The 19,507-nt window shown below is 55.3% G+C and carries 18 protein-coding genes and 1 pseudogene; 7 read left to right on the forward strand and 12 right to left on the reverse strand.

Going from position 1 to position 19,507, the window contains the following annotated elements; genetic code table 11:
* Positions 1-6 precede the first annotated feature (6 nt).
* A complete protein-coding gene (locus RT644_RS05590; protein WP_313626101.1) occupies positions 7-894 on the forward strand; it encodes a LysR family transcriptional regulator in 888 nt (295 codons plus the stop codon).
* A 293-nt stretch (positions 895-1,187) separates the two neighbouring features.
* Here RT644_RS05590 and mutS read toward each other — a convergent pair whose 3' ends face one another.
* Positions 1,188-3,749 carry a DNA mismatch repair protein MutS gene (gene mutS / locus RT644_RS05595; RefSeq protein WP_269231838.1) on the reverse strand — a complete coding sequence of 854 codons (2,562 nt, stop codon included), beginning with the start codon at positions 3,747-3,749 and terminating at the stop codon, positions 1,188-1,190.
* Between the two features lie 143 nt (positions 3,750-3,892).
* Here mutS and RT644_RS05600 point away from each other — a divergent pair.
* A pseudogene (locus tag RT644_RS05600) lies at positions 3,893-4,003 on the forward strand (DUF4102 domain-containing protein); the annotation flags it as partial.
* A 427-nt stretch (positions 4,004-4,430) separates the two neighbouring features.
* Here the strand turns inward: RT644_RS05600 and RT644_RS05605 are convergent.
* Entirely contained in the window at positions 4,431-5,186 is a 756-nt protein-coding gene (locus RT644_RS05605) for an SDR family NAD(P)-dependent oxidoreductase (protein ID WP_313626102.1), read from the reverse strand.
* A 230-nt stretch (positions 5,187-5,416) separates the two neighbouring features.
* On the opposite strand from RT644_RS05605, the gene RT644_RS05610 reads away from it, so the two are divergent.
* On the forward strand, positions 5,417-6,295 hold the full coding sequence (locus tag RT644_RS05610; RefSeq protein ID WP_313626103.1) for an AraC family transcriptional regulator: 879 nt from the start codon (positions 5,417-5,419) through the stop codon (positions 6,293-6,295).
* A gap of 220 nt (positions 6,296-6,515) precedes the next feature.
* Here RT644_RS05610 and RT644_RS05615 read toward each other — a convergent pair whose 3' ends face one another.
* The 3 genes from RT644_RS05615 to RT644_RS05625 all read right to left on the reverse strand — a co-directional run bounded on the left by RT644_RS05615 (position 6,516) and on the right by RT644_RS05625 (position 8,965).
* A complete protein-coding gene (locus RT644_RS05615) occupies positions 6,516-7,055 on the reverse strand; it encodes an ester cyclase (protein ID WP_313626104.1) in 540 nt (179 codons plus the stop codon).
* A 76-nt stretch (positions 7,056-7,131) separates the two neighbouring features.
* On the reverse strand, positions 7,132-7,851 hold the full coding sequence (locus RT644_RS05620; RefSeq protein ID WP_313626105.1) for an SDR family oxidoreductase: 720 nt from the start codon (positions 7,849-7,851) through the stop codon (positions 7,132-7,134).
* A 4-nt stretch (positions 7,852-7,855) separates the two neighbouring features.
* Positions 7,856-8,965, reverse strand: a complete 1,110-nt coding sequence (locus tag RT644_RS05625; RefSeq protein ID WP_313626106.1) for an alkene reductase — start codon at positions 8,963-8,965, stop codon at positions 7,856-7,858.
* A gap of 100 nt (positions 8,966-9,065) precedes the next feature.
* Here RT644_RS05625 and RT644_RS05630 point away from each other — a divergent pair, with 100 nt between their 5' ends.
* Positions 9,066-9,977 (forward strand): LysR family transcriptional regulator, encoded by a 912-nt coding sequence (locus RT644_RS05630; RefSeq protein ID WP_313626107.1) that lies wholly within the window; start codon positions 9,066-9,068, stop codon positions 9,975-9,977.
* 254 nt (positions 9,978-10,231) lie between these two features.
* Here the strand turns inward: RT644_RS05630 and RT644_RS05635 are convergent, their stop codons facing one another.
* Positions 10,232-10,771, reverse strand: a complete 540-nt coding sequence (locus RT644_RS05635) for a carboxymuconolactone decarboxylase family protein (RefSeq protein ID WP_313626108.1) — start codon at positions 10,769-10,771, stop codon at positions 10,232-10,234.
* Positions 10,772-10,893: 122 nt separating this feature from the next.
* On the opposite strand from RT644_RS05635, the gene RT644_RS05640 reads away from it, so the two are divergent.
* Positions 10,894-11,826: an AraC family transcriptional regulator gene (locus RT644_RS05640; protein WP_313626109.1), complete on the forward strand. Its 933-nt coding sequence runs from the start codon at positions 10,894-10,896 to the stop codon at positions 11,824-11,826.
* 77 nt (positions 11,827-11,903) lie between these two features.
* On the opposite strand, the gene RT644_RS05645 is transcribed toward RT644_RS05640, so the two are convergent.
* From RT644_RS05645 to RT644_RS05665, 5 genes are all read right to left on the reverse strand, one after another.
* Positions 11,904-12,194: a putative quinol monooxygenase gene (locus RT644_RS05645; protein ID WP_017459230.1), complete on the reverse strand. Its 291-nt coding sequence runs from the start codon at positions 12,192-12,194 to the stop codon at positions 11,904-11,906.
* Positions 12,195-12,309: 115 nt separating this feature from the next.
* A complete protein-coding gene (locus RT644_RS05650) occupies positions 12,310-13,245 on the reverse strand; it encodes a GlxA family transcriptional regulator (protein ID WP_020455009.1) in 936 nt (311 codons plus the stop codon).
* A gap of 11 nt (positions 13,246-13,256) precedes the next feature.
* Positions 13,257-14,456: an MFS transporter gene (locus tag RT644_RS05655; protein WP_313626155.1), complete on the reverse strand. Its 1,200-nt coding sequence runs from the start codon at positions 14,454-14,456 to the stop codon at positions 13,257-13,259.
* A 39-nt stretch (positions 14,457-14,495) separates the two neighbouring features.
* Positions 14,496-15,257 carry an SDR family oxidoreductase gene (locus tag RT644_RS05660; RefSeq protein WP_313626110.1) on the reverse strand — a complete coding sequence of 254 codons (762 nt, stop codon included), beginning with the start codon at positions 15,255-15,257 and terminating at the stop codon, positions 14,496-14,498.
* A gap of 29 nt (positions 15,258-15,286) precedes the next feature.
* Positions 15,287-16,102 carry an SDR family oxidoreductase gene (locus RT644_RS05665; protein ID WP_313626111.1) on the reverse strand — a complete coding sequence of 272 codons (816 nt, stop codon included), beginning with the start codon at positions 16,100-16,102 and terminating at the stop codon, positions 15,287-15,289.
* Between the two features lie 215 nt (positions 16,103-16,317).
* Between RT644_RS05665 and RT644_RS05670 the strand changes: the two genes are divergently transcribed.
* Positions 16,318-16,641, forward strand: a complete 324-nt coding sequence (locus RT644_RS05670; RefSeq protein WP_017459235.1) for a hypothetical protein — start codon at positions 16,318-16,320, stop codon at positions 16,639-16,641.
* A 523-nt stretch (positions 16,642-17,164) separates the two neighbouring features.
* Positions 17,165-18,703 (forward strand): carbohydrate porin, encoded by a 1,539-nt coding sequence (locus RT644_RS05675; protein WP_313626112.1) that lies wholly within the window; start codon positions 17,165-17,167, stop codon positions 18,701-18,703.
* A 42-nt stretch (positions 18,704-18,745) separates the two neighbouring features.
* Here RT644_RS05675 and chbG read toward each other — a convergent pair whose 3' ends face one another.
* Entirely contained in the window at positions 18,746-19,504 is a 759-nt protein-coding gene (gene chbG, locus RT644_RS05680; protein WP_313626113.1) for a chitin disaccharide deacetylase, read from the reverse strand.
* Positions 19,505-19,507: the final 3 nt, after the last annotated feature.

Raw genomic sequence — 19,507 nt, forward strand, 5'->3', positions numbered from 1 at the left:
ACCCCGATGCTCAATTTATCGCGTATGGCTATCTTTGTTGCCGTGGTCGATACCGGCAGTTTCACCGCGGCTGCCGTTGCACTTGGGCAAACCAAAGCGGTGGTCAGCTTTAATATCCGCCAGCTTGAAAATGAGCTCGGCGTAACCTTGCTGCTGCGCTCAACGCGGCGGCTAACGCTAACCGATGCGGGGCGTGTGTTTTATCAGCGCGGCGTTGAGTTGCTCAATGCCGCAGAGTCCTTGCAAGATGACGTCCGGGCAAGCCACGTAGGTTTATGCGGTGAGCTGCGGATCACCAGCACGCCGGAGTATGGCGCACAGGTTGTGGTTCCGGTGCTGGCGGCGTTCGGTCAGGATCATCCCGGTTTACGCATCCGCCATGTGGCCTCGTCTCAGCATAATGATTTGATTTCAGAACGTTTTGATGTGGCGATCCGCTTAGGATCGCTGGCGGATTCGCGCTACCACGCCGCGCTGATTTCACGCTTCGCGATTGTGCCAGTGGCAACGCCCGAATGGCTGCGCGCCCATCCTGTGACCTCGCTGCAATCGCTGGCGAAGGCGGAGTGGATCATTCATGAGCGCTTAAACACACCGCTGCGCTGGCAGGTTACCGATGCCAGCGGGCGCAGCGAAACGCTGGAAATCACCACGCCAGCGCGGCTATCCGCCGATAGCGCGCAGGCGTTAATGGCATTCGCGCTGGCCGGTTGCGGTGTGGCGTTGTTACCGCTATGGCTGGTGCAAACGGCGCTGGACAGTCACCGGCTTGTTCATCTGTTGCCGGAATACCGCTTCGCGCAGCAGGGAGTTTATGCCGTGTACGCGGATGCGCAGCATCAGCCGGCCAAAGTCCGCGCGTTTGTGGATTTTTTGCGTGCTCGTCTGGCTTAGTGCTGCCCCGGCTTTTTAGCTCATCAGGCACGCTTAAAAGACCTGATAATGTGGCATCCAGAGGCTCTGCGGAAAACAGACCGGCACCGTTAATAAAGTGCGAGACACCCTATGTCCATCCAGGCAAGTGATTACCGGTAAAAGGCGGCTGAATGCATGGTCATCGCGAACCGCTGCGCCGTTGCAGACGTGCGTTTTGCATGACACAGCTAAGGTTTGATACTGAACCGGAGATGTCGGCATGGCTGACGAATAAGGGAAAATCCCTCTCCGAGCGGGAGAGGGAAGAGGGGTTACAGCAGATTTTTCAGACGGTAGATCCACTCCAGTGCCTGGCGCGGCGTTAAGCTGTCCGGATCGAGGTTTTCCAGCGCTTCAACCGCCGGATTTGTCTCTTCCGGTGCCGCCAGCAGCGACATTTGCGTGCCGTCGATCTGCGTAGCTGCCGCGCTCGGCGACAGGCTTTCCAGCTCGCGCAATTTACCGCGCGCGCGCTTGATCACCTCTTTGGGCACCCCCGCCAGCGCGGCGACTGCCAGGCCGTAGCTCTTACTGGCAGCGCCATCCTGCACGCTGTGCATAAAGGCGATGGTATCGCCGTGCTCCAGCGCATCGAGATGCACATTCGCCACGCCTTCCATTTTTTCCGGCAGTTGCGTCAGCTCGAAATAGTGGGTGGCAAACAGCGTCAACGCTTTGATCTTATTCGCCAGATTTTCCGCACACGCCCACGCCAGCGACAGGCCATCGTACGTTGATGTCCCGCGGCCAATTTCGTCCATCAGCACCAGGCTGTTTTCCGTGGCGTTATGCAGGATGTTAGCGGTTTCGGTCATCTCCACCATAAACGTGGAACGCCCGCTGGCCAGATCATCCGCCGCGCCGACGCGGGTAAAGATGCGATCGATTGGCCCGATCTCCACCTTTTGCGCCGGAACAAAGCTGCCGATATAGGCCAGCAACGCAATCAGCGCGGTCTGGCGCATATAGGTACTTTTACCGCCCATATTCGGACCGGTAATGATCAACATCCGGCGCTGCGGTGACAGGTTCAGCGGGTTGGCGATAAACGGCTCTTTCAGCACTTGCTCCACCACCGGATGGCGGCCTTCGCTAATGCGAATGCCCGGTTTTTCGCTGAAGGTCGGGCAGCAGTAATTCAGGGTATAAGCACGCTCCGCCAGGTTGACCAGCACATCCAGCTCGGCCAGCGCGGCGGCGCTCTGCTGCAAATCCGCCAGATGCGGCATCAGCAGATCAAACAGTTCGTCATACAGCTGTTTTTCCAGCGCCAGCGCTTTGCCTTTGGAGGTCAGAACTTTGTCTTCGTACTCTTTCAGTTCCGGAATAATGTAGCGCTCAGCGTTTTTCAGGGTCTGACGGCGCACATAGTGAATCGGTGCCAGGTGGCTCTGCCCACGGCTGATCTGAATGAAATAGCCGTGCACCGCGTTATACCCCACTTTCAGCGTATCCAGCCCCAGCCGCTCACGTTCGCGGATCTCGAGGCGGTCGAGATAATCGGTCGCGCCATCTGCCAGCCCGCGCCACTCATCCAGCTCGGCGTTATAGCCCGGCGCAATCACGCCGCCGTCGCGCACCAGCACCGGTGGCGCTTCAATGATGGCGCGCTCCAGCAGTTCGCGTAACTCGACAAATTCGCCCATTTTTGCACGCAGCGCCTGTACCGGTGCGCTGTCGATGTCCGCCAGTTGGCTGCGCAGTTCCGGTAATTGCTGAAAAGCGTAACGCATGCGCGCCAGATCGCGTGGACGGGCAGTGCGCAGCGCCAGACGCGCCAGAATACGTTCCAGATCGCCCACCTGACGCAGCACCGGTTGCAGCTCACTGGTGTGTTCCTGCAACGCGCTGATGGTTTGCTGGCGCTCGGTCAGCACTTTCGTATCGCGCACCGGCATATGTAGCCAGCGTTTGAGCATACGGCTGCCCATCGGCGTGACGGTGCAGTCGAGCACCGAGGCCAGCGTGTTCTCGACACCGCCCGCCAGGTTCTGGGTGATCTCCAGATTTCGGCGCGTCGCCGCATCCATAATGATGGTGTCCTGCTGGCGTTCCATGGTGATGGAGCGAATATGCGGCAGGGCGGTACGCTGCGTGTCTTTCACATATTGCAGCAGGCAACCGGCGGCGCACAGACCGCGCGGTGCGTTCTCGACGCCAAAACCGACCAGGTCCCGCGTGCCGAACTGCATATTTAATTGCTGGCGCGCGGTGTCGATTTCGAACTCCCACAGCGGGCGGCGGCGCAAACCACGACGTCCTTCAATCAACGCGGTTTCCGCGAAATCTTCCGCATAGAGCAATTCCGCCGGATTGGTGCGTTGCAGTTCGGCGGCCATGGTGTCGCGATCCGCTGGTTCGCTAACGCGAAAACGCCCGGAACTGATATCCAGCGTCGCATAGCCAAAGCCTTTGCTGTCCTGCCAGACGGCGGCGAGCAGGTTGTCCTGGCGCTCCTGCAACAGCGCTTCATCGCTGATGGTGCCAGGTGTGACAATGCGCACCACTTTGCGTTCTACCGGCCCTTTGCTGGTGGCGGGATCACCGATCTGCTCGCAAATCGCCACCGATTCACCCAGGCTCACCAGCTTCGCCAGATAGTTTTCCACCGCATGATGCGGCACACCCGCCATCGGGATCGGCTCACCGGCAGACGCACCGCGTTTGGTCAGTGAAATGTCCATCAGTTGCGAGGCGCGTTTGGCGTCGTCGTAAAACAGCTCGTAGAAGTCGCCCATACGGTAGAACAGCAGAATATCCGGGTGCTGTGCTTTCAGTTTCAGATACTGCTGCATCATTGGCGTATGCGCGTCGAAATTCTCTAGTGTACTCATCAGTTTATGATGTCCATTTTCTTAAATTTTAATGAGTTAGTGATGTTTGTTGTTCTCATTGAGTTTCACTTTGTCTCATTGGATCTCATGAAATCCTGCATTTCGCTTCATAAAGGCGTGGGGAGCATGATAACGGAGTCTTTATGGCAGGAAAACAAGAGGCAAAGCCACTGTCGTTTAAAGCGATAGAAATGATGAAGCCAGGTGACAAAGATAATGCGGATATTGGCGAAAATCGTGGTTTACGTGTCGCCAGCCGTACGGTATGTATCCCGCCCAGGCAGATCTTGCGCTTTTAGCTCTCTGTCCGGTTCATGCCATAACTTTTTATCTATCCGCGGCCATAGCGATCGACTGGAAAGCATCATGCATGCTATGAGCGGGAAACAACTATTCGCGCATATTTTCATAAGACCGAACTGATCCTCAGCAGCGAAACCCGCTCTCAGCAATTTACAAAGCTGGGTAAGCTGTTTTTTTATGCCAGTGGATGGGGCTTATGGCGTTTGCGGTGTTTACGGGTTCTGGAGGATGGTTTTTCAGATAGCGTGACGCTTGATAACCAGGCATCCGCAAACGTCACCGCAAGAGAACCAATAATCGATTCAGGCATTAAAAAATGCTGATGACAGACAGGAGAAACGATAGATCCCACCCGGAGTGGAATCTATCCCCGTGAGATTAAATCGACTGCCCGCCGGAAACTTCAATGCGCTGTCCAGTGACCCATCGGTTGTCCTCACCCAACAGGCTGGCAATCATCGGACCGATATCATCAGGCAGTCCCACGCGACCAAGCGCAGTCATGCCTGCAAAGGCTTTGTTGTAATCGGGAATGTCACGTACAGCGCCTCCCAGGAAGTCCGTTTCGATAGCACCTGGCGCAATGGCATTGACGGTAATGCCGCGGCTGCCCAACTCTTTAGCCATATAAACGGTGAGCACTTCCACCGCGCCTTTAGCCGCCGAGTAGGCCGAGAACCCAGGGAATGACACCCGCGTCAGACCCGATGAGAAATTAATGATCCGTCCGCCATCGGCCAGGATCGGCAGAAGTGACTGCGTCAGGAAAAATACGCCTTTCACGTGGACGTCAAAGAGCGCGTCAAACTGCTCTTCTGTGGTATTCACGAAGTCGGCCATTTCACCATGCCCGGCGTTATTGATCAGATGGTCGAACGTATCGCGCCCCCAAGTGTCTTTCAATGCTGCGCTGACGGCGGCCACGAAATCGCGAAAGGAGGACACGTCGCGCATGTCCAGTTGAAGGGTAATTGCCTTACGACCAAGGGACTGGATATCAGCCGCCACGGCATCCGCAGCTTCTTTACCATTACGATAGGTGATGATCACATCGCCGCCATGGCGGGCAATGTTCAGTGCAGTATTACGACCAAGGCCCCGACTGGCACCGGTCACAAGAGAAATGGTTGTCATAAAATATCTCCTGATATGTGGAGATAAAATACTATCCATCACAGCGCATTTTAGGTTGCCCGATAATCGCGAAAATTTGCCTGATAATTTTGAATTTTCTCTTCTTCCAGAATTGCACTAAGATTAGCGCACGCTAAAATTACATTTATTAGCCTAAAAATATGACAGCGATGACCCGATTACCTGAAGAATGCGTCTCTGGCACTGACGAATCTGACGGTGCAAAGACGATGGCGGCGCTCCTGCGGGTGGCGCGGATATATGCCGACGCGCACCTCAATAAAGACGGTGTGGCAACAACCCCCATTCCGGGGGTGTTTATCTTAAGCGAGGCCGCACCTTCCTTGTTGCAGTTCGCCATTACTAAGCCGCTGGTGGCACTTGTGCTGCAAGGGCGCAAGCGCGTGACGATGGGCAGTCATACGTTCGATTTCGGCGCGGGGGAGTCTTTGCTGGTTACTATGGATGTGCCGACAGTCAGCCAGGTTATCACCGCCAGCGCTGCCGCCCCATATTATTCACTGGTCGTGGAACTTGACGCCGCTGTGATTACCGAACTGGTTGGCGATATGGAAAAACTGGAGGTAATGCCGGATTTGCCTGTAAGGGTTGACCAGATCGAAGAGGACGTTGCAGACGCTGCGTTACACCTGCTGAAATTGCTCGACAGACCGCACGCGTTGAAAATGCTGGGTCGCCAGTTAGTGCGCGAGTTGCATTACTGGCTGCTGTCCGGCCGCTATGGCAAATCTATGCGCGCCTTGGGAAATATTGATAGCCATGCCCGCCGGATCGCCCGGGCTATCGAGATTATCCGGACTAAGTACGATCAGCCGTTGCGAATCAAAACACTGGCCGATGCAGCGGGGATGAGTATTTCGGTATTTCACACGCATTTTCGCAACGTCACTACGCTCACTCCACTGCAATTTCAAAAACAGTTGCGTCTGGTTGAAGCTCGCAGACGTATGCTTGCGCAAGGCGCCGCGATCAGCACCGCTGCCCACGGCGTGGGCTATGAGAGCGTGACGCAGTTTACACGTGAATATTCGCGCATGTTCGGTCAGCCACCGGCTCGCAGTATCCGTGAAGCGCGCAAAAGTGAGTAGTTGGTGAAGCCCGTTGAACCTACGGGTGACAGTAGCCCGGCTTTAACAGGCGGCATCGTTTTCACGGCACGCCTCTGCACCCGCAGCTTATTCAGGCATCATCAGGAATAACCGCTTTCGCCTGCCATTTTCGGCAGGCTTAAAATAAGTGCTGGTGTTTAATGAAATATCCCAACCCTTGCCCTACTGCCTGACAGCATCATCCTTCCCCGGCAGCCATTTACAACGCACCCAGTTGTTTCATCAGGGTCAGATTATCTTCAAGATGCCAGTTCGCGATAATTTTATTGTTCCTGACCTGGTAGATATCCGTCGCGATAAAATCCACCTGCTGGCCTTTACCTTTCAGTTTGCCGAAGGTTCCCGTGAAATGTCCGCGGAAATGAAGGTGCGATACGACTCGATCGCCTGCAACGATCATCTGCTCAACCTCGCAACGCAGATCCGGGACGGCGGTGCGGAAGGCGCGGGAAGCCAGAAGCGCGCCTTCCGGTCCCTGTTTGCGGCCTTCAGGCGGTGTCTTATCGACAAAATTATCGGCCAGCGCCTCACGGGCCAGGGCTTCATCGCCGGTATCCCAGAATGTTGCGTAACGCCTTGCAACGGTTTCAAGCGCGGCCACGCGGGCGGATGATAAGTGGCTTTCCGCAATCAATTCATGGGGTTTGACCAGCTCAAGCGGTGCAGAAAACACAGCGCTGGTCACAGGAAGCAGCATAAGCGTCGCCAGCCGGGAAGAGTAAAACCTTAACTTATTCATAAAAAGATCCTTTATTTAGCCTCAGAGAAACAGGTGATTCGGGCGCATTTCAGCCGCCCGCAGATAAACGTGAGGTTTAGTTAATTAGCGCGCCGCCTTCGATATCCAGCAGGGTTCCGGTGACAAAGGGATTGTCCATCACGAACAGATAGCCTTTTGCGATGTCCTCCGCCCGCCCGAAGGCTTTTGCCGGCAGATTTTCAGCGGCAGACAGCAACATTTTTTCGCGGGCAGCAGGCTCCATGCCTGCATGCGCCTCGGTATCTGTCAGCCCCGGGCTCACCGCATTTACGCGCAGCGGAGAAAGCTCTTTCGCCAGCACCTTAACGGCTGACTCCAGCGCCGCGTTCATGGTGGTTTTGACGATAGCGCCCGCAACAGTGCGGCGGGAAACAAAGCCGCTGGTCAGCGTCAGGGTGCCCCGGGCGTGGATATTTTTACTCAGATGCCTGGCAACATGGATGCTGCCCCAGAATTTGGTGTCGAAAGCCAGCCGGGCCTCGTTCAGATTCAGTGACGTGAGCACCCCGCTTGGTGCATGCGATCCCGCCGTCACAATAATGTTATCTACCTCTCCGAGCGTCTGGCTAAGCTGGATCACCTCCTCCTCTTTGCTGATATCAAGGACGACAGTATCCACAGATGCGCTTTTCTGGCTCAGCAATTCTCTGGCTCGCGCCAGCTTTTCACTGTTCCTTCCGGCAAGGATCAGGCTTCCTCCCTGTTCAGCCAGCGCGCGGGCCACAGCAAAGCCAATACCGGAAGCCCCGCCGATGATTAATGTTTTTTTCGCCATCACTTTACGCCTCGTCGGTTTTGTAGATCGGATAATCGGTATAGCCTGCGCTGCTGCCGCCAAAGAGCGTGGCGGGATTGTTTACGACCGCTAAGGGAAGGTGATTCCTGAGCCGGTACGGCAGGTCAGGGTTGGCAATGAACGGACGGCCAAAGGCAATCAGGTCGGCCAGACCCGCCTTAAGGAGTTTGTCCGCTTTGTCCTGGGTATAATTTCCGGCGACGATAAGCGTGCCGCTGAAGGTGGCGCGTAATGTTTGACGAAAATCATCAGGCACCTGCGGGGCATCGTCCCAGTCAGCCTCTGCCAGGTGGATATAGGCGATACCTCTCTTTTCACACCATGCCGCCAGCGCGAGGATCGCGTCAATCACCTGCGGATCGTTCATTCCGCGCTGGGTGATGAACGGGGAAAGGCGTATGCCCGTGCGCGTATTGCCGATAGCGTCGCTGATGGCTTCCAGCACCTCCTGTGCGAAACGGATCCGGTTAGCCAGGCTGCCGCCATACTCATCGGTACGTTTGTTTGATGTCCGGCGAAGAAACTGATCGATCAGATAACCATTACCGCCGTGCACCTCAACACCATCAAAACCGGCGTTAATGGCGTTTACTGCGGCCTGCCGGTAATCAGCAATGATCTGCTGAATATCGGCATGCTCAAGTGCCCGCGGCACCGGACAGTCGACCATATGTCCTTCACCCTGCTCATCCACCACCCATACCTGGGCATCGGGCGCGAGCGCAGACGGCGCGACCGGTTTGCCGTCTTTATGGAAACCCGCATATGACATGCGCCCAACGTGCCAGAGCTGGGAGAAGATAATCCCGCCTGCACGGTGAACGGCTTCGGTGGTGAGCCGCCATCCTTCAACCTGCTCAGCGGAGTGCAGACCAGGTGTCCAGGAGTACCCCTGTCCCTGAGGTGAAATCTGCGTGGCTTCGGTAATGATCAATCCCGCGCTGGCACGCTGCTGGTAGTAAGCCGCCATTAATGCGGAAGGAACGTTTCCCGGCTGTAACGCCCGCGCCCGCGTCATCGGCGCCATCACGATCCGGTTTTTCAGGCTGAGCGCCTTCAGGTGGTAGCTCTCAAAAAGTGTACGATTTCCCATTTTCTGTCCCCCGTAATGAATCTTTAAAAGCACTTTACGCGGCGTCAGATATTTTGATAATGGCATTAAAATATGATTCTCTTTTCAGGATTACTGAATAATGGGAAAGCTTGAAGATATGGCACTGCTGGTTACCGTGGTGGAGGCGGGCGGGCTTTCGGCCGCCGGTCGCCGGATGGGGCTTTCGCCGGCAACCATGACCGCAAGGCTGAAGGCGATTGAAGAGCGTTATCAGACCCGGCTATTCCACCGCTCCACCCGCGCTATTACCATGACGCGTGCGGGTGAGGAGTTCTATCACGCGGCACTGCGCGTACTGGATGAAATGAACCATGCTGAGTCACTGCTTACGCAAAAAGAAGGGGTGCTCAGCGGTAATATCCGCATTTCGGCCCCCTCCGATTTTGGCCGACAGTATCTCAGCCCGGCCCTGCTTGATTTTTCCCGGCTGCATCCGGCAGTGAAAAGCTCGGTATACCTGGGCGAAAATGTCGCCGATCTGGTCGCCAATCGTCTGGACATGAGCATTCGCTTCGGAAACCTGCCAGACAGCAGCCTGGTCGTCAGAAATATCCGCCCGAATCACAGGGTACTGGTCGCTTCCACTAACTATCTCCGGACGGCAGGCACACCAGCGGCTATTGAGGATTTGCACAGCCACCGATGCCTAGCGCTGGAACTGCGCGGAATGGCCATGAACGAATGGCGTTTTGAGCATGACGGTAAACAGAGCGCAGTACGCTTTACCCCAGCCATGGTATGCGACGATGGCGCGCTACTCCGCCAGTGGGTGTTGGCGGATGCGGGGATTGCCAGCAAGTCATGGTGGGATGTAAAGCGCGATGTGGAACAGGGGAGGCTGCACCTGCTGTTTGCTGAAAGTTTTATTGGGTTCAGCCGCTTTGATAAAAAAAATGTCGGGCTGCAATTTGTCTATCCACAGCGACGGTTGCAGTCGCTGCCGGTTACCGCCTTCACCCAGTTCTTCATTGACTGGCTGGAAAATGAGTAAAACTCGCCGACCAGCTCCCGGTTTTTTAACTCGCCGTTGCGTTAGTCATGGGCGTTTTTGCACTCAGCAGATGATCGCATAACGTACATCGTGCTCATTGGTCAGGGATGTTCATTATCGCGAAAGGTATGAGTGAGTCTTTTGTGGTTGTGGTTCGCGATCGCTCTGCCAGGGCGGCATGATAACGACGTATGGGGCCGGGAAACGGGAAGAAAAACCAGGCTTCCCGCATAATGGGGAAGCCTGGCTGAGCGTTACAGTGCGGCGGCTTGCGGGAAATCCACCACCGTGTCGTTGACGCGGTTAATCATATTGGTAAACAGAATGGCGCTGATGGCGCTGATTATCTCGACAATCTGACGATCCGCGAAACCGGCGCTGCGCAGTGATTCAACCTTTTCTGCCGGCAGCGTGCCGTGCGCGGTGACCACGGTTTTTACGAATTTCAGCAGCGCGTCAATGTGCGCATCTTCAGGGAATTCACCACGGCGCAGCTGTTGCGTTTGTTCCACGCTATAACCCGCCATTTTTCCTGTTAACGTATGCGCGGCCAGGCAGTAGTCACAGCCGGAAATTTCACTGACCAGTAAGTTGATTGCTTCCAGCTCTTTTTTATTCAGCGAACTTTTTGCCAGTGCGGCATTATGTTGTAACGCCTGAGCAAGCATATCCGGGGCAATGCCAATGGTCTGGTAGGCATTAGGTACTTTACCCATCGCTTTCTTAATGGCACCGAAAAGATCGGCGGTTTTATCGGTAGCGTTTTCGGGTTGAATGGATGTTAAACGGCTCATGATTATCTCCTGTCAGTGTATGGGTTCCGCCGTATCGGCGATGTGCTCATCATAGGGAGATAGCTTGCGGGTAACTGTTATACATCGTCTCTATTTTTTGTCTTATCGTCTCAGAGGGAAGTGTGGATAGCCTCAGCCAACTGCTTGCGATGCTGGCGCCACTATGCGCTGTAAACCTCCACTGCCGCTTTGCCGGGCGGTGGGAAGCCGACCATCAACAACTCGCGCCTGGCGTGGTGCCCTGGCATGTGGTTTTGCACGGCGAAGCGAGGCTGGTGGTAGAAGGCAGAAATGTGGATGTGTGCGCAGGCGATGTGCTCCTGCTTCCCCACGGTTCGCCGCATCTGCTTCAGAGCCTGGTCGAGTGGGGGCAGATTGTTCCGGCGCTAAAGCATGACAACGGCATCCTGACAGAAGTCCGAAGCCCGGCGAAGGGCGCGGCGGTGGAAGTGCTGTGCGGTGAATTTGATTTTGGCCCGCACAGCGGCTGGTTGTTTGCCCATGAAAGCCACCTTATCCATCTGCAAACAAACCACTGGCAGGCGTGTCCTGAACTGGAAATGTTGCTGATGATGCTGGTGCGGGAAAGTCTCGGTTCGTTGCCGGGGAATGCGACGATTGCCAAAGGGCTGGCCGATACGCTGCTGGCGCTGATCTTGCGTCTGTTGCTCGCACTACATGAGCCGCCCGCCGGTCTGCTCAGGCTGATGAGCAATAAACGGCTTGCTCCCGCGTTGCTGGCCGTCATCGCCGATCCTGCGCACCCGTGGACTCTGGAAACCATGGCCGAACGATGCTTTTTATCCCGCGCGACATTTGCCCGCTATTTTGCCCGCAGCTATCCGCTTACGCCGCAGGCGTGGCTTTCCCGGTTGCGTATGGCGATGGCCTCGCAGTTACTCATTACGCACGCGGGTTTAACTATCGACGCCATCGCCGAACGATGCGGGTTTCTTTCGCTGTCCTCGTTTTCGAAAGGGTTTAAGCGGCTGTATGGTGTGAGCCCCGCGCAATACCGAAAACGCCGAACCCATCTGCTAACGCCTCAGCCATAGCGGCTGTGCATGCAAAAACGGGCTGGCAAAAATCGCCAACCCGTTTAAAGATTTTGCTCACTGAAAACCATCAATGATTAAGCACCGCTGCTCAGGGTCATGACGTTAAGATCGGCGAGCCCGTCAATGGCGCTGACTAACGCCCTGAATGGCGCGGCTTGGCTGTGTTGCTCGAGCATTTTTGCCGATGCCCAGCGCTCAATCATCACGAACTGGTGGTCGTTTTCACGGTTGACGTGTAGCTGATAAGAGAGACAACCCGGTTCGCCCTGCACATCGCGTTCAACGGTTTTAAGCGCCCCGGCCACCTTTTCACGGCTACCGGCATGGGCGGTAATGGTCGCAACAACCGTTACGGTATCGTTCATTTTATACTCCTGATTTCATGAGAAAGTTCAGGTTAGTCTACGCCGCCTGGCAGCATAAAAAACCCGTTTCTGGCATTAGCTCTTTCACCGCAGGAATGAAAATCGGTATGAAACCTCAGCGGCCGGTGCGCAGCGACTGCGGCGGGATACCGTAACCACGCACGAAAACTTCCCGCATATGGCGACGATCGCGAAAACCGGCTTCACGGGCAATCGTATCCAGCGAAAGCCGGCTTTGCTCAATCATCAGCCTCGCCGCTTCCAGCCGTAATCCTTCAATCGCTTTCGCTGGCGATTTACCCGTCTCCTGGCGAAACAGGCGGCTGAGCTGGCGGGCGCTCACGTGAACCGCATCGGCCAGCAGTTCCACCGTCAGCGCTTTTTTTAGATTATTGCGGGCGTACTCCAGCGCGCTTTGCAGCCGATCCGAGCGCGGTGCCAGCGCCAGCATTTCAGAGTGTTGCGTCTGCCCGCCGGAGCGGCGTTGATTCATCACCAGCCGGTGCGCGACGACACGGGCTGCCTCAGCACCCAGATCTTTTTCTACCATGCCGAGCGCCATATCCAGCCCGGCCGTCATTCCGGCGGACGTCCAGATACGATCATCAATGATAAAAATACGATCGTCTTCAAGCTGAACGTCAGGATGTTGCAGCACCAGGCTTCGGGCATGCGCCCAGTGCGTGGTGGCGCGCTTTTTCTCCAGCAAACCTGCCTGCGCCAGCACAAATGCGCCGGTGCAGATCCCCGCGATGCGGCGCGCCTGTAACGCGGTGGTTTGCAGAAAGTGAACAATGCCAGCGCTGGCCGGTTCATCCACGGGCGACAGCACACCCGCGACCAGCCAGGTGTCGATTTGCGTGACGCTTTCCAGCGCTCGGGACTCGACGCCAATACCGGATGAGGAATAAACAGTGCCGCCGAATTCTGAGTAGACCGTTGGCTGATAAAACGCTTCACCGGCAACCATGTTGGCGAACTCAAACACCGTCAAGGTGGACAGCGCCAGCATCTGAAAATGGTCGGAAATAAGTAATCCAATTTTGTGCATCGCGACACCCTTTAACATGCGCTGGCGGCCTGCAAAGCCTGGCTCCGAACGCGTAATCGTTCAGAGATCCATAAACTGATAAGCGCCAACAGTAAAAACAGGACTGCGCTTAGCATCACACCATAAAAGCCGAACAGCGGATAGAGCCATGAAGCGACCGCCGAGCCAAAACCAATGCCGCAAAACATAAATGCGCTGGTCAGGGCGAGCGAGATCCCGCGTGTCGCCGCCGACGCGATCTCGACAATCCGCCGCTGCTGGGTTGGCCACAGAAGATCGGTAGAAAACGCCCACAGCACCAGTAACAAATAGAGCAGCGCCAGCTTACCGGGCAGGATCATAAGCAGCAGCATATCCAGCACCAGCATAGTGATGCCAGTGACCAGTAACCGTTCGGCGCTATAACGGCGTGCGGCGCGGCCAACAAACAAGTTCCCCAAAATCCCGGCAACACCAATCACCGTCAGCGCAACCGAAACACTGGCGGTATCGCCCTGCCAGCGATCGCGGATCATCGGCGAAATAAAGGCATACATGTCATACACGCCGGAGGTAATGAAAAAGACCACCAAAAATGCCGCCAGCGATTTGCCATCCATTAATACCTGTCCCACCTGGCGTAAACGGATGTCCACCCCTTTAACGATGTTCGGCACCGAGAACCAGACGGCCAGCGCGGTCAGCACACTCACCAGCGCGACAAGGGCAAATAACGTTCTTGCCCCCCAACCATTTGCGATCCACGCCGCCAGCGGAATGCCGACCATACTCGCCATGGAGACGCCGAGCAGGATCGTGGCAATAGCGCTGCCGCGTTCATGTTGTGTGACGAGTTCCGCGCCGAGCGCCACCAGCACCGGGCCAATCAGCGATGCGCCCAGCCCCATCACCACACGGGAGATAACCAGCGCGGTGTAATCGGGGGCGATGGCGAAAATAAACGCCCCGAGGCCGAACACCAGCATCCCGGCCAGCACCTGGTATTTGCGCATCATATGACCCAGAAACACCTGCGCCAGCGGTGCGCTGATGGCAAAGGTCAGGCCGAAAATAGCGAGTAAACGCGCGCTTTGACCATCGCTTAACCCCCATTCATGGGAGATGGCGGCCAGGCTGCCCGCTACCGATAGCGCCCCTGTGGCCTGAATAAAATACGCCAGGCTCAGCGCCCACAGCGCGCGTCGTTGCGCCAGAGATAACCGATTATTCATCATTCACTCCCGCTGCGGGGCCCAGGCCCCGCAATTCGATTACGCCACAGGGATCGGGTTGTCCACCATCGCCTGGTTAAAGGCGTTGACCATCTCATGTTCGTTCGCACCAGGGTTGGTGCGCGCGGGCAGCACACTATCGACAATGGCTTCAATGGTATCGGTGCCCAGCTTGTCGAAGGTCTGCTGGATAAAGTCCGGCAGCGGCATCGCACGGGTGTCGCCACTTTTATAGATCAGGTCGGTATCCACCCACGGCGGCGAAATTTCAATAACCTTGATGCCAAAATCCTTCAACAGGAAGCGCTGGGACAAGGTGTAGGAGTGGATCGCGGCTTTGGTCGCTGAATAGAGCGCGTTACTGACGAGCGGTAAGAACGCCAGAATCGAACTGTTATTGATAAGTACCGCGTCCGGCTGCTTTTTCAGATGCTCAATAAACGCCGCGCTTACCCGCACCGGGCCTAACAAGTTGGTGTCTAACAGCGTGGTGGCCATCGCGTCATCAAGTTCCCCGGCGGGGTTGTCGAACGGCATAATGCCCGCATTGTTGATAACCACGTTCAGCGCCGGGTAGCGCGACAGCACCTCATGCGCCGCCGCTTTGATGCTTGCGGCCTGCGTGACGTCCAGCACCACGGAATCCATGCCTGGGTTGGCTTCTGTGACGCTATCCAGCAGCGCTTTTCGCCGTCCGGAGATGATCACTTTATTGCCCAACTGGTGAAATTTTTCCGCCATCGCGCGGCCAATGCCTGAAGTGCCGCCGGTAATAAAAATCGTATTGCCTGTCAGTTTCATAAAGAAAGCCCTCGGTTTGAAATGGATGTTCAGTGCGTGGTAGCCGGGCGGTAGCGCTCAGCCGGTACGTTGCTGGAGAGGTTGGGCAGCATGGCCTGTCGGCGCTGTTCCATTGCCTGCCAGTCCGCGTCGTTGTGCAGTGAGGGGATGGTGACAAGCTCACCCTGGGCGAAGCCAACCAGTGCGGCGTCGACCAGATCGTAAGCACTCATCACAATGGATTTATCCAGCTGTTCCAGCGGCAAACCGCCGTTGTCCCAGAAAGGCGTTGCTGTTGCGCCGGGTAACAGGGCCTGGATCTGAATGCCTTTCTCCGCCAGTTCATGATGCAGCGACTGGCTAAACGCCAGCACAAAGGCTTTCGTCCCGCCGTAGACCCCGTTCAGCAGTTCCGGTGCGATGCCGACAATCGAGGAGATATTGATAATGGCGCCCGCGCCGCGTGCCACAAAACCGGGAACGACCGCGTATGTGAGGCGGGTCAGGGCAGTAACGTTGAGGTTAATCATCGCCTCCATCTGATCAACATCGCTGGATAACAGCGGCGTGTGTGTCCCAACGCCGGCGTTGTTCACCAGCAGCGTGATGCTGGCATCCTCACGCAGCTTCGCTTCCAGCGCCCGCAGTTGTTGGGCATCGTTTAAATCGGCGGCGACGGCTTCCACATTGCGGGCGGTATCCGCCGTGATGTGGCTGGCCATCTGGTTCAGGCGGTTTTGGTTACGGGCGACGATAATCAGGTCATAGCCCATTCTGGCCAGGCGGTTGGCGTAAATCGCGCCAATACCGGTTGATGCGCCGGTGATAACAGCCGTGCCTTTGTGCGGTTGTGTAGCGATGGTCATGAGAGACTCCTTGGGTTCAGCAATGAATGCGATGGAAGCATCATAAGCAAACCCTGCATGTCTTAAATGACGTTTATAGGCGTGATTTGGGACATCTGGTGACGTCTGTCACCGTGTTGTTTTCACTGCAAGCCTCAGGCTTGTCGCGTGCGCTTTTCAAAGGGCGGGCGGAGAGTTGTCTACGCTTAAAAGAAACAGCATGGTGAGGAGCGCGGATGAGCAAGAAGATTATGCAGGAGTACCTGGTGCTGGGTGGAAAGCATCATGGCGAGGTGTGGCGCGGTGTTTACCCGGCCATGGGGCTGAACTTATCAAAGCATGATGAGCGTTACGGGCAATTTTTCGACCGGGAAGGGCAGCAGAAAATCGAGCTGTCACGCAAGGAGCAATATTTCATCTCTGAATGGATCTCCCCGCAAGGCCAGACTTTTTTGTTAGCCACGGCGGAGGATCTCACAGAATTTGATATTGAAGAGGAGATTGAACGGATTACGCCGCCGCTGCGTCCGCTCGATGGCGCGGTAGAGGACTGGATTTAAGCGTTGGCGAAAAATCCACGGTGGCACGTGGATTTTTTCAGGATGGTTATATTGGCCGCAACGCAGTTATCCCTGTTTTTTATTCCAGTACGCTGCTTATATTTCCTGATATTTCATAAAGCCTCTATAAATCCTTCACGTTACGTAATCCATTTATCACTATTATTAGCTGAGTCTTTTAAATGACAGGTTAATAATAAAATAAAACTTTAGGATTATATTATTTCCTGTTAGGAATGCCGTTTACAGAACAATGTAATATCCTTTTGTTTTCGCATTAATTTTGCGAGATAGATCAAATAGAGTGGAATTCACAGTGGACACCCATATTCGCTCTGCATGACTATTGTTATCGATGTAGCACCTCTGCGTCATCTCCAGGGAATATTTGAGATAATAATTAGAATTTTGCTTATTAAGCGTTCTCCCGCTTCTTCATGGTTTTTATTTATGAAGAAGCGGATTTATTCACGTAACGCATGCCACTCACTTATTTGCTTGCTATTTACAAAGGGAATTTTCAATGAAGAAAACATTGCTTGTGCTGTTTATCCCGGCCATCTGCGGTAATGCCTGGTCGCAAAGCCTGACGGTTGAACAGCGCCTGGCACAGCTGGAAAAACAGTTACAGGAAAATGCCGTTGAATTATCACAGACCAAAGCGGCATTAAAACAGTATCAGGAAACTGAATCCGAAAATAAAAGTAATAAACCTGTAACGACGGTCGTTAATAAACAAATCACAAACAATACCGCAGCGGAAAAAACAGCGCCAACGTTGAAAGAAATTAGCAACTTTGTCAAAGAAGATATCGGTTTTACCTATTCCGGCTATCTTCGTTCCGGTTGGGGCGCTGCCAGTCATGGATCGCCACAACCTTATGCCGTTGGATCCGTCGGACGATTTGGGAATGAATATTCCTCGTGGTTCGATCTGCAATTCAAACAACGCGTCTACGACCAGAATGGAAAAACAGCCCATGCGGTGGTGCTGTTCGACGGCAATGTGGGTGAGCAATATGGCGACGCCTGGTTTGATAAAGATGCAGAAAGCCGACTGCAATTTTCTGATATTTACCTGACCACAAAAGGGTTTCTCCCCTTTGCGCCGGAAGCGGACTTTTGGGTCGGTAAACACAACTTACCGAAATATGAAATCCAGATGCTGGACTGGAAAAGCCACCTCACCGAGAGCGGCGCGGGTGTGGGCATTGAAAACTGGCAACTTGGCGTAGGGCAGATCAATGCCGCGCTGGTGCGTCAGGATTTGAATGCCCATGCGGTGAACTATCCTGCCGCCAGCGAGGCGCTGCAGGTGAATACCAATACGCTTGATGTGCGCTACAACAACATCCCGCTGTGGGATAACGCGACGCTGGCTCTGCTTGCCCGTTATTCGGTGGCAAACAAATCCGACACCTATAAAAACCGTGAGGATAACGGCAGTTACTACAGCATTAAAGACGCGTGGCTGGCCGGTGTGGTTGTTCGCCAGGCGCTTAGCGCGGGCGGTTTTGAGGAGTTTACCGTACAGGCGGCGGATAACTCGCTCGCCAGCGGCTTTGCTCAGCCATTTGGCCCCAGCCCAACGTATGGTTATGGCGACAACTACTATGGCGAGCACAGCTACGGTAAAGCGTTTCGCCTGATCTCGCAGGGCGAAGCGTACCCGTTCTCCCACGTGGTAATGGCGCATGCGCTGATCTACTCGGCGGGTAACGATATTTACAGTTACGATACCGGCGCGCATACGGATTATCACAGCTTCCGTGCGGTGGTGCGCCCGGCGTGGATTTGGGACAGCTATAACCAGACCGGGGTGGAGCTGGGATGGTTTACGCAGACCAACAAGCAGCAGGGCGTGAACTATCATGAGCAGGGTTATAAAACCACGCTCTACCACGCGCTGAAAGTCGACACCAGCCTGCTGGCTTCGCGACCGGAGATCCGTTTTTATACGACGTATCTTCGCGCGCAGGATAATGGCATCAGCCATTTCCAGTTTGGCGACCAGAAAAAAGATCAGCTAGCGGTGGGCGTTCAGGCCGAAGTGTGGTGGTAACAGCTCAACGTTGCGGCGCAAAAGTGCGCCGCAACGCGTGGGTTAAATATCGAGAAAGCTCCCCAGCCGGTAGCCGCGCTCGGCAATCGCATATTTCAACGACTGTGAGGTCAGTACTTCCAGTTCCGTTAAGCGCGGGTAACAGTAGCTACTCTGGCGCACGGTGTTATCGATAAACGCCGGGTGGCACATGATCTCCAGCGAGCTTTCCCCTCGTGCGTTAGATGCATCCAGAGCCTGTAAAAAGAGCGCTTCGGAAATCGCTTCGCCGTAAAACGCACTGCTAAAACCCTGGGTCGTGCGCAGTGAGGCGGGTAGCCCGAAATCTGGCGGCAACGCAGGGCGATCGATGCGCAGTGCCACGCCGCGCTGTGCGGCGAACGCTGCGACGATGGGCAGGATCTGCGGGATCATATGCACATGGTGATGGCTGTCCAGATGCGTCGGTTCCCGGCCAAACAGGGCGATAAACCGTTGATACTGTGCTTCCAGTTCACCGGCTATCTCTTCCAGCGGTAGCGCATCCGCCTGCGCCATCTGCCAGATCCATTTCCCCAGTTGCCCGTCACGCGTAAGTCCGGGCATGGGCGTCAGCGGTTTACCTAACGTCAGCGCAAAGTGCAAGCCGACGCCGAGCAAGGGCTCGCGCTGGCTCAGCCCGGCGGCATGCTCCACCGCATCGCCGTTGACCAGCGCGGTCGTTGAGGTGACAACACCATGGCGAAAGCTGTCGATAATGCCGTAGTTTTGCCCTTTGCTGAGACCGAAATCATCCGCGTTAACAATCAATAAGCATTCCATAGC

This window comes from Kosakonia sp. (assembly GCF_032104925.1).
Classification (GTDB): Bacteria; Pseudomonadota; Gammaproteobacteria; order Enterobacterales; family Enterobacteriaceae; genus Kosakonia.